Source organism: Adlercreutzia sp. ZJ176, assembly GCF_011038975.1.
In the GTDB taxonomy this organism is placed as follows: Bacteria; Actinomycetota; Coriobacteriia; order Coriobacteriales; family Eggerthellaceae; genus CAAEEV01.
Genome location: NZ_JAAKEC010000013.1, coordinates 25,078 through 39,273 on the forward strand (window position 1 = coordinate 25,078; position 14,196 = coordinate 39,273).

The 14,196-nt window shown below is 66.1% G+C and carries 13 protein-coding genes; 1 reads left to right on the forward strand and 12 read right to left on the reverse strand.

What is annotated here, in order from left to right; all coding sequences use genetic code 11:
• Position 1: 1 nt before the first annotated feature.
• Positions 2-823: a PP2C family serine/threonine-protein phosphatase gene (locus tag G7Y50_RS08100; protein WP_165052655.1), complete on the reverse strand. Its 822-nt coding sequence runs from the start codon at positions 821-823 to the stop codon at positions 2-4.
• Between the two features lie 380 nt (positions 824-1,203).
• Here G7Y50_RS08100 and G7Y50_RS08105 point away from each other — a divergent pair, with 380 nt between their 5' ends.
• The gene (locus tag G7Y50_RS08105) at positions 1,204-1,674 is read left to right on the forward strand and encodes a helix-turn-helix domain-containing protein (protein ID WP_165052659.1); all 471 of its coding nucleotides are present in this window, start codon (positions 1,204-1,206) and stop codon (positions 1,672-1,674) included.
• A gap of 77 nt (positions 1,675-1,751) precedes the next feature.
• Here G7Y50_RS08105 and G7Y50_RS08110 read toward each other — a convergent pair whose 3' ends face one another.
• From G7Y50_RS08110 to G7Y50_RS08160, 11 genes are all read right to left on the reverse strand, one after another.
• Positions 1,752-3,230 carry an RNA-binding domain-containing protein gene (locus G7Y50_RS08110; RefSeq protein WP_165052662.1) on the reverse strand — a complete coding sequence of 493 codons (1,479 nt, stop codon included), beginning with the start codon at positions 3,228-3,230 and terminating at the stop codon, positions 1,752-1,754.
• Positions 3,231-3,526: 296 nt separating this feature from the next.
• Positions 3,527-5,797 (reverse strand): AAA family ATPase, encoded by a 2,271-nt coding sequence (locus G7Y50_RS08115; protein ID WP_241156444.1) that lies wholly within the window; start codon positions 5,795-5,797, stop codon positions 3,527-3,529.
• Entirely contained in the window at positions 5,797-7,071 is a 1,275-nt protein-coding gene (locus G7Y50_RS08120) for a DNA repair exonuclease (protein ID WP_165052664.1), read from the reverse strand. The genes G7Y50_RS08115 and G7Y50_RS08120 overlap by 1 nt, the downstream gene beginning before the upstream one ends.
• 3 nt (positions 7,072-7,074) lie before the next feature.
• Positions 7,075-8,487: a replicative DNA helicase gene (gene dnaB / locus G7Y50_RS08125; RefSeq protein WP_165052666.1), complete on the reverse strand. Its 1,413-nt coding sequence runs from the start codon at positions 8,485-8,487 to the stop codon at positions 7,075-7,077.
• Between the two features lie 151 nt (positions 8,488-8,638).
• Positions 8,639-9,169, reverse strand: a complete 531-nt coding sequence (gene rplI / locus G7Y50_RS08130; RefSeq protein ID WP_165052668.1) for a 50S ribosomal protein L9 — start codon at positions 9,167-9,169, stop codon at positions 8,639-8,641.
• Positions 9,170-9,181: 12 nt separating this feature from the next.
• Positions 9,182-9,445 carry a 30S ribosomal protein S18 gene (rpsR, locus tag G7Y50_RS08135; protein ID WP_165052670.1) on the reverse strand — a complete coding sequence of 88 codons (264 nt, stop codon included), beginning with the start codon at positions 9,443-9,445 and terminating at the stop codon, positions 9,182-9,184.
• Between the two features lie 20 nt (positions 9,446-9,465).
• Complete coding sequence (locus G7Y50_RS08140) at positions 9,466-9,957, reverse strand: single-stranded DNA-binding protein (RefSeq protein WP_165052672.1); 492 nt, start codon at positions 9,955-9,957, stop codon at positions 9,466-9,468.
• 48 nt (positions 9,958-10,005) lie between these two features.
• Positions 10,006-10,299, reverse strand: coding sequence for a 30S ribosomal protein S6 (rpsF, locus tag G7Y50_RS08145; RefSeq protein ID WP_165052674.1), 294 nt, complete (start codon positions 10,297-10,299; stop codon positions 10,006-10,008).
• A 734-nt stretch (positions 10,300-11,033) separates the two neighbouring features.
• Positions 11,034-11,555: a hypothetical protein gene (locus G7Y50_RS08150; RefSeq protein WP_165052676.1), complete on the reverse strand. Its 522-nt coding sequence runs from the start codon at positions 11,553-11,555 to the stop codon at positions 11,034-11,036.
• 363 nt (positions 11,556-11,918) lie between these two features.
• Entirely contained in the window at positions 11,919-12,866 is a 948-nt protein-coding gene (locus tag G7Y50_RS08155) for a M14 family metallopeptidase (RefSeq protein WP_165052679.1), read from the reverse strand.
• Positions 12,867-12,869: 3 nt separating this feature from the next.
• Positions 12,870-13,862 carry a M14 family metallopeptidase gene (locus G7Y50_RS08160; protein ID WP_165052682.1) on the reverse strand — a complete coding sequence of 331 codons (993 nt, stop codon included), beginning with the start codon at positions 13,860-13,862 and terminating at the stop codon, positions 12,870-12,872.
• Positions 13,863-14,196: the final 334 nt, after the last annotated feature.

Below are 14,196 nucleotides of genomic sequence, written 5' to 3' on the forward strand. Positions count from 1 at the left end.
GCTACTCACCTCCCAAGGGGGTTGTCTCGGCAGTCTCGTCATCTTGGCAGCACAGGCACGCGACGGTTATGTTGTCGCGCTCACCGCGTTCCAAGACCAGCTTGATGAGGGAATCGCAGCTCTGCTGGATCTGCTCCTCCGTCGCATGGCTCAGAGAGCCGAAGGACTCCACCAGCTCGTCGTCGAACAGCTCGTTGCGGAAGCCGTCGCAGCACACCATGTACGTCTCGCCGACCTCATACGTGCCGCTGCCGAACACGGGCTGAAGCTCGCTCTGGGTTCCGACCGACTGGAGGATGACGTTGCGCTTCGGATGGAAGCGGGCCTTCTCGGGAGGGATGTTCCCTCGCGCTACCTCCTGGGCCACCCACGTCTGGTCTTTGGTGAGGATCTCCATCTCGCCGCCAGCGAACCGGTAGACGCGCGTGTCGCCGACATGTCCGATGAGGTAGCGGCCCTGGTAGAACAAAATGGCCGTGAACGTCGTTCCCAGCTGAGTGTCGTGGTCCCGTCCGTAGTCGCGAACGAGCGTGTTCATCCGGTCAAGCCCGAAGCTCCACTGGCTCTGAACTATGTTGAGCACCCCGGCGGGGTCCGACGCGAGGCGCTCGCACGTTTGAACGAACATCGTCTCGAACCAGTTCACCAGCCACGTCACAACCGAAGCGCTCGCAACCTCTCCCTGGGACAGCCCGCCGACACCGTCACATACCGCAACGAGCGCCGCTTCGCCCGAGGAGGTCTGAATTACTTCTATGCAGCAGCTGTCTTGATTGGACTTCTTGCGCGGACCAATATTCGTCTGCGCCGCAACGCGAAACACCCGTAGACCTCCTTTCGCTGCTATCCCTACGAGACAACTGCGTTAATCCGCTCTTGCTAGACAAACCTCGAGCAAACACACGCCGCGGGCATGCCTGCTGTCTGGCATGCTTGCGGCGAGGTTTATCTCGCTTTCTGTCATGAGATACACTTCTCCCTGACATAAAACTCATAAAATATATAGCATTACCTGATGATATTCAACTTTTTTGATGCATTGGGGCAACGGGATGGAATAAACGACGTATTATTTGTCCTGATCGAACCGCTTACATGCCGATATCCTCGCCTCAACGCTTTGTCAATGCTACTTATATTCTGTAGATTCATTTTCTTCTTTTCGGTTTGATTGCCTTCGTAAATAAGCAGGAAGGCGGTCTGATGAGCGACATTCAGAAAGTGTTCGCCGCAAACGTGAAGTCTTATCGAAAGTGCGCTCACATGACGCAAGAGGAACTTGCGGAGAAAAGCGGTTTGCACCGCACTTATATTGGCGGCGTCGAGCAGCAGCGCATCAACGTCAGCCTGAAGAACGTCGAGAAGATCGCCCACGCGCTTGACGTCGACCCTGCGCTCCTCTTCGTGCGAGAGGCGTCCGATGCCCAGGAAACCGGCAAGAAGACGACGCGGGCGGCTCATCCTCCGTCAGCTATACAGTGGGACCACGCCCTCTGCACGCGAACCGATGAACGCGGCATCATGTTCGAGCCTCTCGACGTACACGACGAAGACCTCACCGTCAGCATCTTGTGCGCGCTGATCAACGAAGGGACGAACGACAACCTCGTCGAAGCCTACGAACGAGCGCAAGCTGAGATCATCAGCTTCTTCCGCTCGGCTCACAAGCGGTAGTCTTCGCTGCCCTCAGGCAGCCAGCGCGAGGCAACACGCTCCCAAAACGATGCAGCGATGAACAACGCACCCGTGCCTTATCCCCGCCCGGCCCAATGGATCAGCACGCGGGTGCTGCCTTCGGGGATCCTTCGCTCCAGCACGCCTGTCGCCTCGAGGGCCTCAACGGTTTTCGAGAGCTTCTTGGAGATGCCCTTGTAGCCCATTGCGCGCGCGAGGTCCGTGAGCGTCAGGTCCCCCTGCTCCAATGCGTCAAGGATGCGCTGCTCATACAGGCGCGCCTTCTCGCTTCCCGCCTTTTGCTTCGGGGCGAAGGCGGGATGCACCGGGATGGCCACCGAGAGGAACCCGCGCTGCTCGTCACTGAAGAACTCGAGGTCAGGCGAGCCGTTCGCCTCAAGCGCCTTGTACGCGTTAGGGAAGCCCGTGTTTCGCCCCTCTATGAGCCTCAGCTCCTTCAGGAAGTCCCCGATGCGGCGGTTGCGGTAGCTGCGCGCCCTGATCCTGCGCTCGGCGACGTCCTCGTCCGATATGCTGCGGTCGAACCCGGGGAAGCTCGTGACCTCAAGGGACTCGGGCGTGATCCTCACCGTGATAGGCTCGCTGATTTGGTACGACCGATGATAGACCGCGTTCGCCAGGATTTCCTCGACCGCTGCGTACGGATAGTTGAACGCCCGCGCCGCCTCAGCGCGATCCGGGCGCTTCGTCACCTTCTCCTTGATCACATAGTTCTTTATGTAGGCGAGAGCATCCCCGAGCTGGCGCTGGATGGGACCCGTGAACACCTTCTCAACCATGTTCGCTCCCGTTGGGTCGGGGATGTCTACCACCTCGATGCGCGCGTAGCGGAAGAAGCGCTCGGGATGCTCCGTGAACATGAGCACGCCGACGTTCAAGGGCCGCACGTCCTCAACCGGCCCCGAGACCAGCTGCATGTCGCGCGCGAGGTCAAGCGTGCTCAGCTTCGCCGAATGCTCGTACAGGTCGCTGCCGATCTTCTTGAGGTGCTGGCGCATCAGACCCAGATCCAGGTCATCCACCCTTGCCAGCAAGTTCGGCCGATCGTCGAAGGGAATGTCCGTCGAAATGTAGAAGAGTTCCTTCTCTTCGTCAGGCGAGGCCACGACGGTGCTGCTGAACTTGCGGATGTAATAGTGCTTGGCCGATCCTGCGGAATGCACGTCCTTGCACGCCTTGTAGGGGCGCCCGTGCCCTCCCGGCACCCAGATGACCACGAGGTACGCGCCCTGGAAGAGGACGGGCTCCGCGATAGGGTTGTAAAGGGGCTCTATGCGGTGGCAAAAGCCCACCATCTTCTTGAGGATGCCGTCGATTTCGCCTTGAGGTATTCCCTTGGGCGGGAGGACGGGCGAGCCGTCTTTCTCCTCAACGCCGAGGACGAGGTACCCTCCGCCTATGTTGTCAATGTCGTTCGCGAAGGCGCATATGGTGTGAATGACGGCGTTGGGATTGAACCCGCTTTTGAACTCGATGCGAGCCGACTCGACGATGCGGCGGTTGACCAGGTCGTCTATGTTGACGGGAATCGTCATGAAGCTTCTCCTGCCGTTGGGATGCGGTGGAGCGATCCGCTTGTTTTCGAGGGTGCCCCCTCATTGCGGCTCAGTATCACATGGCTCGACAGGCTCGTCAAGCGGTTTGTCGAGGACTCGATAAAATTTTTGTCGAGTCCTCGACGTTTTAGTTGTCGAGGACGTCGAGTTGGGGGTGAGGGGCGGGGCGCACGTGGTGCGAGCAAGGGGACGCGCCAGAAGCGGGCGCCCCGAGCGCGGGACGGGCGCGCCAGGTACGCGGGCACCCCGAGCGCGGGGGCGGCGACGTCCCGCCCCTACAGCTTGATGAGGGCGGCGGGGTGGGTGGGCGCGGTGGCCTCTTGGAGCACGCGCACCACTTCCTCGTGGCAGGTGAGGAGGATCACCTGACGGGTCTCCGCGAGCTCGGCGAGGGCGCGCGCCGCGCCGCGGCGGCGCTCGGCGTCGAAGTTCACGAGGATGTCGTCGGCGAGCACGGGGACGGCGCGGCCCACGTTGGGGGCGCACATGAGGAGCGCGATGCGCAGCGCCAGGTAGAGCTGCTGGCAGGTCCCCAGCGAGAGCAGGTTGGGCTCGCGCGTGGTGAGCGTGCTGTCGGTCACCCGCACCTCGCCGGCGTCGGCGAGCGCCACACGTGTCCACCGCCCATCCGTCATGAGCGCCAACAGGCGGCTAGCCTGGGCGAACACCTCGGGCTGGCTCTTCGACTTCCACGCCGCCACGGCGTCTTCCAGCATGCGCTGCGCCAGGAGCAGGCGCGCGAGGCTGACCGACGCCTCGTCGATGCGCGTCTTGAGCTCGTGGTAGCGCGTCTTGAGCTTGTCGAACTCGCGCGCCTGGCGCGCCTGCGCGAGCTCGCGGCTCAGCTCGCCCCAGCGGCGGTTGAGCGCCTCGGTCTTCTCGAGCGCCTCGGCGCGCTCGCTCGTGCAGCGCGCGAGCTCCTGGTCGAGCTCGGCGAGCGTCACCTCGGCGGGCACGCCCGCGCGCTCGCACAGAAGCGCCTGCTGCGCGGCGATCTCCCCCAGGCGAGCCTCCACCTCGTTGACGCGCTGCGTGGCCGAGCGCTGGCGCTGGCGGTCGAGCGCCATCTCGGCGCGGGCGTCGCGCGCGTCGTCGAGCAGCACGCGAGCGCGGCGCAGAGAAGCGCCCGCGTCCCCCAGCCCCATCTCGGCGAGGTCGGCGCGCACGGCCTCCTCAAACTCGACCTGGGCCTGCTCGCTCAGCTCGAGGCGCTTGGCGCACTGGGCCATCGCCTCGTGAGCCGCCTCGATGCGCTCGCGGCGATCCTCGTCGCGACGGTCGGGGCGGAACAAAAGCACGAGGGCCGACGCGGCCAGGATGAGCCCGAAGAACACCATGACCAGGCCAAGCGACGTGTACGACAGACTGCCCGCGGCGCGCCCTTGGATGAACAGCGGCACGCCCAGGCACAGCAGCAGCGCGAACATGGCTGCCGTGACCGCAACCTGCACGCCGCGGCGCAGATGGGGACGCCCCTGGTCGACGCGGCTCTGCGTCTCAAGAAGCGCCTCGTAGGCGGCGCGCGCGGCGGCGTAGTCCTCGCGCGCGGCGTCGAGCAGGTGCGCCTGCTTCGCCTCGCGCTCCGCGAGCGCCTCGAGACGCTCGCGCGCGGCACGATCCTCGGCTCCCGTCAGACGCGCGAGCGCGCGGCCGACCGCCTGCTCGCGCGAGCGGCGCGCGGCCACCGCGCGGCGCTCCTCGTTGTGGAGGTGCTCGAGCTCGACGTGCAACGACGCCGCCTCCGAGCCGAGCTTCTCCAGACCAGCGCGGCAGGCCGACAGGCTCTCGACGGACGCGTTCAGGCGGTCCACGCGCTCGCTCATGCGCTGGCGCTCAGGCTCGATCGCGTGGAACTCGCGATCCTGCGCGCGGCTGTTCTCCATCTCCTCCGCGGCCGCGCGCAGCGCGCGTCGGATCTCGTCGCGTTCCTCGGTCAGCTGCACGATGGAGTCCTGCGCGCTCGCGGCGCGCGAGGTGTGCTCCGCCAGCCGCGCCTGCACGGCGGCGAGCGCCTCTGCCGGCGACGCGCCCGTGCCCGACCCAGCCGTGAGCAGGCGCGCCGTCACGTCGGTGGTATTGCGCAGGCTGCGCAGCTCGTCGCTCGTGAGGGAGAACACGGCACGGAAGGTGTCCTTGTCGATGTCGTCGACCAGGCGCGCGTCGCCCTGCAGGCCGTCGGCGTTGCGCACGCGACGCAGCTCGAGCAGCGCGCCGGGAGCACCGGGGATCGCTGGGGCACCGGCAGCCGCGCCGCCCGCTAGCACGCCATCCCCCGCCGGCACGCCGCCCTCGCCTTTCGCACCCGCTTCTCGCTCCTCGAAGAACAGCGACCCGGCGCGCTCGGTGCCGCGCGGCTTGTAGGCGTTGCGCCCGCCGCGCGCCTCGTCCCAGCCGAACAGCACGCCGCCCACGAACGCCGCGAGCGTGGTCTTGCCCGACTCGTTGGCGCCGAACACCACGTTGAGGTGCGGCGAGAACGGCCCCACCATACGGTCGCGCGCGGCGCCGAAGCTCTCCATCTTGACATGCCTCAGGTAGGGAGTCATCAGCGATCACCCTCCTGGACGAGCAGGTCTAACACGAGGTCCTCCGCCTCGCCGATCAGGGCGTCGAGGTCGGCCGTCACCCCGCGCGGCATCGGCACGCCGCGGCGCAGGAACTCCTCCTGCAGATAGCCCACCTGCTCGTCAGGGGTCGCGCGCAAGGTTTGCGCCGCGCTGAGCACCGCCGCGGGGAACATCCCCTCGGCGCGCAGGGCCTCGCGGTCGAGCGGGCGCGTGGTCTTGTCCACGAGCGCGTCCACGAAGAAGTCGGGGCGCGCCTCGTTGAGCGTCGCGCGCAGGTCCTCGATCACGCCGGGGCGCGCGAGCACGTCATGCAACGGCGTGGCGCCCGCAAGCGTGATGCGCGAGATCATCTCCTCGCACTGCGCCGTGCTGCTCGCGGTGAACTGCGCGCGCATCACCTCGTCGGCCACGGCGGGAAGCGACGCGCATTCCCCCACGTCAACCGCGTAGCGCTGCCACACCACGCTGGCCGTGGGGATGAACTCCACGCGATTCGGCGCCCCCTCTTCGAGCGTCACCAGGCTCACGCCGCGCGGGCCCGTCTCCTTCACGTCGCGCCCCTGGATGCAGCCCGAAAACACGAGGCGCGGGTCCTCCGGGTTGTCGACGAAGCGCTGGTGGATGTGCCCGAGCGCCCAGTAGTCGAAGCCCGCGGCGCGCAGCCGCGCGGGGCTCGCAGGCGCCTTCGCCGGGTCGAGGTCGAGCCCGGTGTGCAGCACGCCCACGCCGAACGGCGCTTCGACGGCCCGCGGCCCGAGCGCGGCCTCGGCAGATGCGCGCGTGAGGCCCTCGGCGATGTCGCGGTCAGCCGGCCACACCTTGTTGGGATAGCCGCGGCCGCCGAGCACGCAGAGCGGCTCGCCCGCGCGCTCGAACAGCGCGAAGCTGGGCCTGTCGGCGGCGAACATCGTCGCGTTCGCAGGAAGCGCGAAGAAGTCCTGCTGCCACTGGGCGTACGGGTCGTGGTTGCCCGTGCACAGGTACGCTCTGATGCCCGCCTCGCCCAAACGCTCGATTCCCCTGAAGAACCGCAGGTAGTCGGCGTAGGAGGCGCGCGCCTCGTCGAACACGTCGCCCGCGATCACCACGAAGTCAACCGCGCGGGCGATCGCCGCGTCGATCAGTCGGTCGTACGCCTCGGGAATCGCCTCGCACAGGCGGTCCGCCCACTCGGGCGACAGCGCGCGCAGGCCGCGGAAGGGCGCGCCGATGTGCAGGTCGGCCGCGTGGATGAACGTAAGCCGGCGCGCCATGGGCTAGAACCCGCCTACGCGCGAGTCGTCGATGAAGTCCATGAACTTGGTGTACTCCGGGTTGAACGCCAGCGTGATGTCCCGGGTGGCGCCGTTGCGGTGCTTCGCCACGATGAGCTCGGCCGTGCCCAGGTCAGGACGGTCCTCGCTCTCCGCCTCCATGTCGTCCATGGAGCGGTCGATGAACATGACGATGTCGGCGTCCTGCTCGATGGAACCCGATTCGCGCAGGTCAGACAGCATCGGGCGCTTCTTGCCGCGCATCTCCACCGCGCGCGAGAGCTGCGAGAGCGCGATGACCGGCATGTCCATCTCCTTCGCGAGCACCTTCAGACCGCGCGAGATCTCGCCGACCTCGACGGCGCGGTTGCCGTCCTTGCGCACGGCGGGCGGCTGCATGAGCTGCAGGTAGTCCACGATGATGAGGCCGCGGCCCTGCCCCGCCGCGTGCCGCAGCTCGCGGCGCGCCTTCGCGCGCGCCTCGAGGATCGACAGGCCCGGCGAGTCGTCGATGTAGACCTCGAGCTTCGAGAGCGTGTTCGACGCGTCGGCGATGGCGCCCCAGTCGCCCTCGGACACGAAGCCGCCGCGGATCTTCGACAAGCTCACGCGCGCCTCGGCGCACAGGATGCGCTGCACGAGCTGGCCCGCGCTCATCTCCAGCGAGAAGAACGCCACGGCCGTGCCCGCCTTCGCCGCGTTCACGGCCATGTTCAGCGCGAACGAGGTCTTGCCGACGCCGGGGCGCGCGGCGAGGATGACCAGGTCGCCGCCGCGAAAGCCGTGGAACAGGTTGTCGACGTCGCGGAAGCCCGTGGGCACGCCCGCCATGTGGTCGCCCTGCGCGGCGAGCTTCGATATCTCCTCGAACGCGTCGGTGATGAGCGTGTCCATCTTCACGAACGACGACGACACGCGCTTCTCCGTGACGTTGAACAGCGTCTTCTCCGCCTCCTCGACCACCTGGTTGAGGTCGTCGGGCGCGTCGTAGGCGAGCGCGTTGATGTCGGCAGCCGCGTACACCAGCTCGCGCAGGATGGCCGTGCGTTTCACGATGTCGGCGTGGCGCTGCCAGTTGGTGAGCGCGAAGGTGTTGTCGGCGAGCTCGGCCAGGTACGCGCGGCCTCCCACGGCCTCGAGCTGGCCCTTCGCCTGCAGCGTGTCGGCTAGGGCGATGGGGTCCACGGGGATGCGGCGGACGGAGAGGTCGTAGACCGACTCGAAGATGATGCGGTGCGCCGGGCGGAAGAAGTTCTCGGGCTTCAGGCGCAGGATCAGCTCCTCGACCACCTCGGTGTTCAGCATGCACGCCGCCAGCACCGACTGCTCCGCCTCGATATTCTGCGGGAGCTGCGCGCGCTTGGCCGCGTCGACGGTGGTGCGTTGCGTATGCGAAGTTGAGGCGGGAGCGGGCATCGGCTTCTTTCCTCCTGCTTGGAACGGCGTTTGCGGAACAATCCTATGGTAGCGCAAAGGCGCTGGGGCGCGCCCCTGAAAAGAAAACTCCCCTCGCCCACGTGGGGCAAGGGGAGTTCGGGAGTTCGCTTGCGCGTTTCGGGCGCAGACGCTACTCGGCGTCCTCGGCAGCCTCGGTCTCGGTCGCGGCAGCTTCCTCGACCTCAGCCTCGACGGCCTCCTCGACCTCAGCAGCCTTCTTGTCGCCGACGGTGACGGTGACGGTGGCCTTGATGGTGCGGTACAGTGACACGACGACCTCGTGCTCGCCGGCAACCTTGATCGGCTTGCCCAGCTCCACGCGGCGCTTGTCGATCTCAACGCCGAGCTCGGCCTCGATGGCCTCGGCGACCATGGTGGCGGTGACGGAGCCGAACAGCTGGCCCTCTTCGCCCACCTGGGCAGCCACGAACACCTTGGCGGCGTTGAGCTTCTCGGCCAGGGCGTTGGCGTCAGCGATGCGCACTTCCTCGCGCTTCGCGATGTTCTTCTTGCGCTCCTCGAGCTGCTTGAGGTTGCCCTTGGTGGCCCTCACGGCGTAGCCCTGGGTGAGCAGGTAGTTGTTGGCAAAGCCCGCGGCCACGTCGATGACGTCGCCTTCGCCGCCTTTGCCCTTGAGTTCCTTCAGCAGAATGACCTTCATGTGTCGTCCTCCTTAGCCACGATTGCGACGGTCGCCGCGACCGCTCACAGCGGGGACAACGTAGGGCATGAGAGCCATCTCGCGAGCGCGCTTGACGGCGTTCGCAATGTCGCGCTGGTGCTGGGTGCAGGCACCCGTCACGCGGCGGGGTTTGATCTTGCCACGATCGGTAACGTACTTGCGCAGCATCTGCGTATCCTTGTAGTCGACGTACTCGACGTCGTCCTTGCAGAACTGGCAGTACTTACGACGAGGCTGCTTAGCGTAATCGGCCATATTAACCTCTCAACTTTCGCTTAAAACGGGATGTCTTCGTCATAAACCGAAGAGGAGGCGTCGATGACGGGGGCCGGGGCGCTGTACGCGGGCTGCGCGTTGTATGCGGGTTGCGCATTGTACGCAGGCTGGGCGTTGTACGCCGGCGCGCCGTAGTCACCGGAGTTGTGAGCACCGCCGCTGTTGCGGCTCGACATGAACTCGAGCTCGTCGACGATAACCTCGATCTTGCTGCGCTTCTGGCCGTCGCGCTCCCACTGGCTCCAGCGAAGCTTGCCCTCGATGGAGACCTTGGTGCCCTTGGTCAGGTAGTTGCTGAGGCTCTGCGCGCGCGTGCCGAACATGGTGCAGTCGATGAAGTTGGGATAGTCCTCCCACTCGCCGGTCTGCGGGTTCTTGCGGCGGTCGTTCACCGCAACGCCCATGCTCATCACGGGCATGCCGGACTGCGTCTGGCGAAGCTCAGGGTCGCGCGTCAGGTTACCGCTGATAACAACTCGATTGATGCTCATTTCCACCTCTCCTCATGCTGGGGCGGCTTGCCACCGCCCGATCTCTCACTAGTCGCGATCCGTGCGGGCCACGATCATATGACGCACTACCGCATCGGTGATGCGCAGCACGCGATCGAGCTCGGCGATGTTCTGGGGATCAGCGTGGAAATCGATGAGAGTGTAGTCACCATCGGTCAGACCATTGATCTCGTAAGCGAGTTTGCGCTTGCCCCACGCGTCGACGTTGTCGATGGAACCCTCGCCAGCGGCGATCGTGGTCTCGATGCGCTTCATAACACCCGCGCGCGTCTCTTCGTCGATAGTAGGAGCGACAAAAAACAGCAGTTCATAAGCCTTCATCAGCTCACCTCCTTTGGACTTTACGGCCCCGGGCTGGTGAAGGCTCTCACCGGGGCAGGATACAGCCTGCCTAGTATACCAAAGCGCCTCGCCTTGCGTACCCTCCGATTTTCGCTCGCTCACGTTTACCACACATATGCGCTCGTCACGCGAGGCGCGGGGCTGTTCGTGATCCCGCCCATGTCCCGCCCTGTCACTTCTCGCGCCACGCCGCGCGCGCCGAGCACCGACCCCCTGGCAAACCCGCGTGCGAGCACTCCTCCTGCCGAGTTCCTTTCGGATTGCACGCCCAACGGGGATGCCGAAGCTCTTGCCCCTCAGCATAGCGGCGCCGCCTGGCAAGCAGATGGCGGGGGTTTGGCGAATCTGCCGCGCAGCACGGGGGCAAAGGTCGTGCCGCGCTGCGGCTGAGGGAGGCAGACGGGATGCTGCGTTTCGATGCGAAGGAGGCGAAGGGGAACGCCTGCTCCGACGCAAAGGTTGCAGAGCAGGCGTTGCGTTCTGGCATGAGAGCGGCGCGAAGGACGTTGCGCTCTGGCGCAAAAACGGCGGACCGTCGCTTCGGTCTGACGGAAACCAAGCGGAAAGCCGCCGCAGCCCAGCGCGGGGCACAGCGGGAAACAAGAAACGACCGCCCGCCCCGCGTGGGTGCCGGGGCAAGCAGCCGCTTCCGCAAGGCGTGAGAAATAATCGCGGGCACGAAGGTCCGCCGTAGCCCGGCGCGGGGCGCAACCCTACTCTTCGAAGTCCTCGGGCTCGTCCTCTTCGAGGTACTTCTCCTCGATCTCCTCGTCGGTGTACTCGGAGGCGTCCTTCAGGTTACCCATGAAGTTGGGGGCCTCGCCCACGTAGGCGGGCTCGCTCTCGAACACCGGCTCGGCGCCTTCCTCCACGGTGTACAGGTACCCGATGGCGTAGCCGTCGTCGGCGCCCGGGACGCCGCCTTCGGCGATGAGCGCGTCCATCACGCCGTCGTCCGTCTCGATGTAGCCGTCATAGCACAGCGCGTACGCCTCGGCGCCGCGGGCGCCCTCGACAGTGTGGCGCGCGAAGTTGAAGCACTCCTCGGCGTCCTCGCCCGGATGCGTCTCGATGAACAGGTTGTCCTTCACGACCAGCGTGGTGAAGGGGATCACCTCAGCGCCCTGGCCCATCTTGCCCTTCGCCTCGTCGAGGGCGAACAGCAGCACCTTCTCCAGAATCTCAGGAATCTCAGGGACTTCCTGGCTTGCGTTTTCCACTTCGCGATCGGCCATGACGGCCTCCTTTCGTTGTAGGCTGTCGGTATTGTCGCACATTCGCCACACCTCTCCCCCCTGTAGGAGCAGATGTTCCCATTCTTCCACCCAAGGAGCAAACCCTCCCCGCCCGCTACGCCCAACGCTCCCGCTTTCCCCAACGCTCCCGCTTTCCATCGCGAGGCGGGCCGCGGCTCGCTGCGAACCCCTCCCCGCGCGTCCCCCCTCCCTTTCGGCGTGTTTTGCGAATCACATTCCGCAAAACACGCCGAAGAGGGACACAGCAGGCGAGTCCGCCTGCCCGCTACTTAGGAACGAATTCGCGCGCCCTGTTTCTCAAAGTCTAACTTACACACCCTGCTTCTCAGAGTCGAATGCCCGCTACTTCTCGGGGGCGATCTTGAACGCGATCGTGTCGCCGTTCACCATGGCGGGGCCGTGGCGGAAGAACACCGTGCCGTCGCAGGGGCTCGCGAGCGTCTCGAGCACCGAGCAGTCCTGCGTCGACAGGATCTCGGCGAGCACGTCACCGCGCCTCACCTTCGACGCCACGTACACCGCCCGCTTGAAGAAGCCCGCGCGCGTCGTGCGCACGTTCACCAGGTCAGACTCGCGCAGCAGCCGGGTGTCGCAGCGCGGCGGCACGTCGTCGCGCACCGCGCCGACGCCGTGCAGGAACCGCACGATGCAATCGGCCACGAACGTCGCCGACTCCTCGTCGATGCTCTCCGTCTTGGGGCTGTACAGCGAGAACGCATAGGTGTTCCACACCTGCCAGTTGTAGTTGAGCGTGGTGGTGTCGAAGGGCGCGGGCTCCTTCAGCACGGCGTAGGGGAAGCGGAACAGCTTCGCCAGCTCCCACGAGCGCGCCAGGTCGATGGCGCCCGTGTCGGTCACGCGCACGTGCGGCTCGAACTCGCCGGGCAGGTAGAAGCTGCACAGCTGGATGCCGTACGTGCAGCCCTCGATCGCGCGGAAGAGCCCGGCGGCGATGCGCTGGGTGGTCTCGCCCTGGTCGTAGCCGGGGAACATCCGGTTGACGTCGGTGTTGTCCATCGGCCAGAAGCGGTGCGCGATGTTCATCGAGAACGAGTTCACCGCGGGGATCACCGTCACCCGCACGTCGCCCGTGAGCGCGCCGTCGCGCTCCATCTCCTGCAGGTGCTTGACCACCGACGCGCAGATGTAGGTTTGCTGCACCTCGTTTCCGCGCATCGCGCCCACCACGGCCACCGATGTGGCGGCGTCGGCGGGGCCGAACGCGTACGCCTCGATGGTCATCCGCTCGCGGTACGGCGTGTCGAGCTCGAACAGCCTCAGAGTCTCCATGCCTCACTCACCTCCCAGGACGCGCGCCAGAAGCGAGCCGGGGTACACCACCGGGTACTCGCGCAAGGTGAACAGCAGCCCGTTCACCGGGCAGCGCACCTCCTCGCGCACCACGCCTTCCAGCGGGTCGACGATCACGCCGATGAGCTCGCCTTTCCCCACGCGCTTGCCGTGCGCCGCCCTCGGGAGGAACACGCCCGCCGCGTTCGCGTTGAGGAAGCTCACGCGGTGGTCGCCGCTGACTATGGGCATGCCGTAGCGGCCGAACTCCCCGCTCCAGATGCCGAAGTGGTTCGCCAGGCGCAGCATGCCGTGCGTGAGGCGCGCCGTCTCGTGCGGCGTGATGCGCATGCCCACGCCCGTCTCGACCACCAGCGTCTTCGTGCCGATGGAATTCAGCGAGTACGCCAGCGTGGACGCGAGCACCGTGGCCGATGCGTGCACCCACACGAAGTCGATGTTGATCAGGTGCGAAAGCGGGAGGAGCTCCTCGGCGCTCTCTTCGTTGATGCGCACCTGGGGCATCTCGCGCAGAAAGATGTTCGACGCGTGGATGTCAACGCACACCTGCGCGCCTTTGATGTCGTCGATCACCGCCGCCGCGAGCGCCTCGGTGAGCGAGCCGGCGGCATCGCCGGGGAACACGCGGTTGAGGTCGAGGTCATAGCCCGGGACGCCGCGCTCGATGGAGTTGATGCCCAGCGGGTTGATGGCGGGATAGATGTCGATGATGCCGTGCACCTGGTCGAGGTGCGCGCGCAAGATGCGCGCCAGCTCGAACGCCACGTGCTGGCCTTCGAGCTCGTCGCCGTGGATGCCCGTGACGACCGCCATGCGCGGCGCGGCCTCCAGCAGCTCGGGGCGCGCGGCGGACGCGGACGGCGCGCCGGGGGCGACGCCCGCCTCGCGCGCGAGGTCAGCCCCGATGATGCGGTTCTTCTGCACCAGCAGATGCTCCCTCACCGGGAGCTCTGCGGAGAAAACGGTCTCTACCATGTCGTTTCGTGCTCTTTCGGTTGCCAAGGGGCGCCGGGCACGCCAGCGAGCAGGGCAGGCAGGCAGGCGAACGGGCGCCGAAAAACAGTTATCCGAGATTATAAGGGCGAGTGTTTCACGTGAAACACTCGCCCTTGAACGTAGCAATCAATTAACAAACGGACGTGATGGGCGGAGCAGATGGGCGGCGCCGGCGCGCGCGGGCAGGCGGCGCCGGCGCGCAGATGCGCGGGCGGACAGGTGGGCGGGCGGGCAGACGTCGCGCAGATGCGCGGGCGGATAGGTGGGCGGGCGGACAGGCAGGGAAACCGCTCCACCGCGTGGAAAACAACGA

Coding starts and splice junctions, on each gene's coding strand:
- G7Y50_RS08120 (WP_165052664.1), bottom strand. CDS start 7,071: ATGGCGCGCCGGCTTACGTTCATCCACGCGGCCGACCTGCACATCGGC.
- G7Y50_RS08115 (WP_241156444.1), bottom strand. CDS start 5,797: ATGACTCCCTACCTGAGGCATGTCAAGATGGAGAGCTTCGGCGCCGCG.
- dnaB (WP_165052666.1), bottom strand. CDS start 8,487: ATGCCCGCTCCCGCCTCAACTTCGCATACGCAACGCACCACCGTCGAC.
- G7Y50_RS08160 (WP_165052682.1), bottom strand. CDS start 13,862: ATGGTAGAGACCGTTTTCTCCGCAGAGCTCCCGGTGAGGGAGCATCTG.
- G7Y50_RS08155 (WP_165052679.1), bottom strand. CDS start 12,866: ATGGAGACTCTGAGGCTGTTCGAGCTCGACACGCCGTACCGCGAGCGG.
- G7Y50_RS08150 (WP_165052676.1), bottom strand. CDS start 11,555: ATGGCCGATCGCGAAGTGGAAAACGCAAGCCAGGAAGTCCCTGAGATT.
- G7Y50_RS08140 (WP_165052672.1), bottom strand. CDS start 9,957: ATGAGCATCAATCGAGTTGTTATCAGCGGTAACCTGACGCGCGACCCT.
- rplI (WP_165052668.1), bottom strand. CDS start 9,169: ATGAAGGTCATTCTGCTGAAGGAACTCAAGGGCAAAGGCGGCGAAGGC.
- rpsF (WP_165052674.1), bottom strand. CDS start 10,299: ATGAAGGCTTATGAACTGCTGTTTTTTGTCGCTCCTACTATCGACGAA.
- G7Y50_RS08110 (WP_165052662.1), bottom strand. CDS start 3,230: ATGACGATTCCCGTCAACATAGACGACCTGGTCAACCGCCGCATCGTC.
- G7Y50_RS08105 (WP_165052659.1), top strand. CDS start 1,204: ATGAGCGACATTCAGAAAGTGTTCGCCGCAAACGTGAAGTCTTATCGA.
- rpsR (WP_165052670.1), bottom strand. CDS start 9,445: ATGGCCGATTACGCTAAGCAGCCTCGTCGTAAGTACTGCCAGTTCTGC.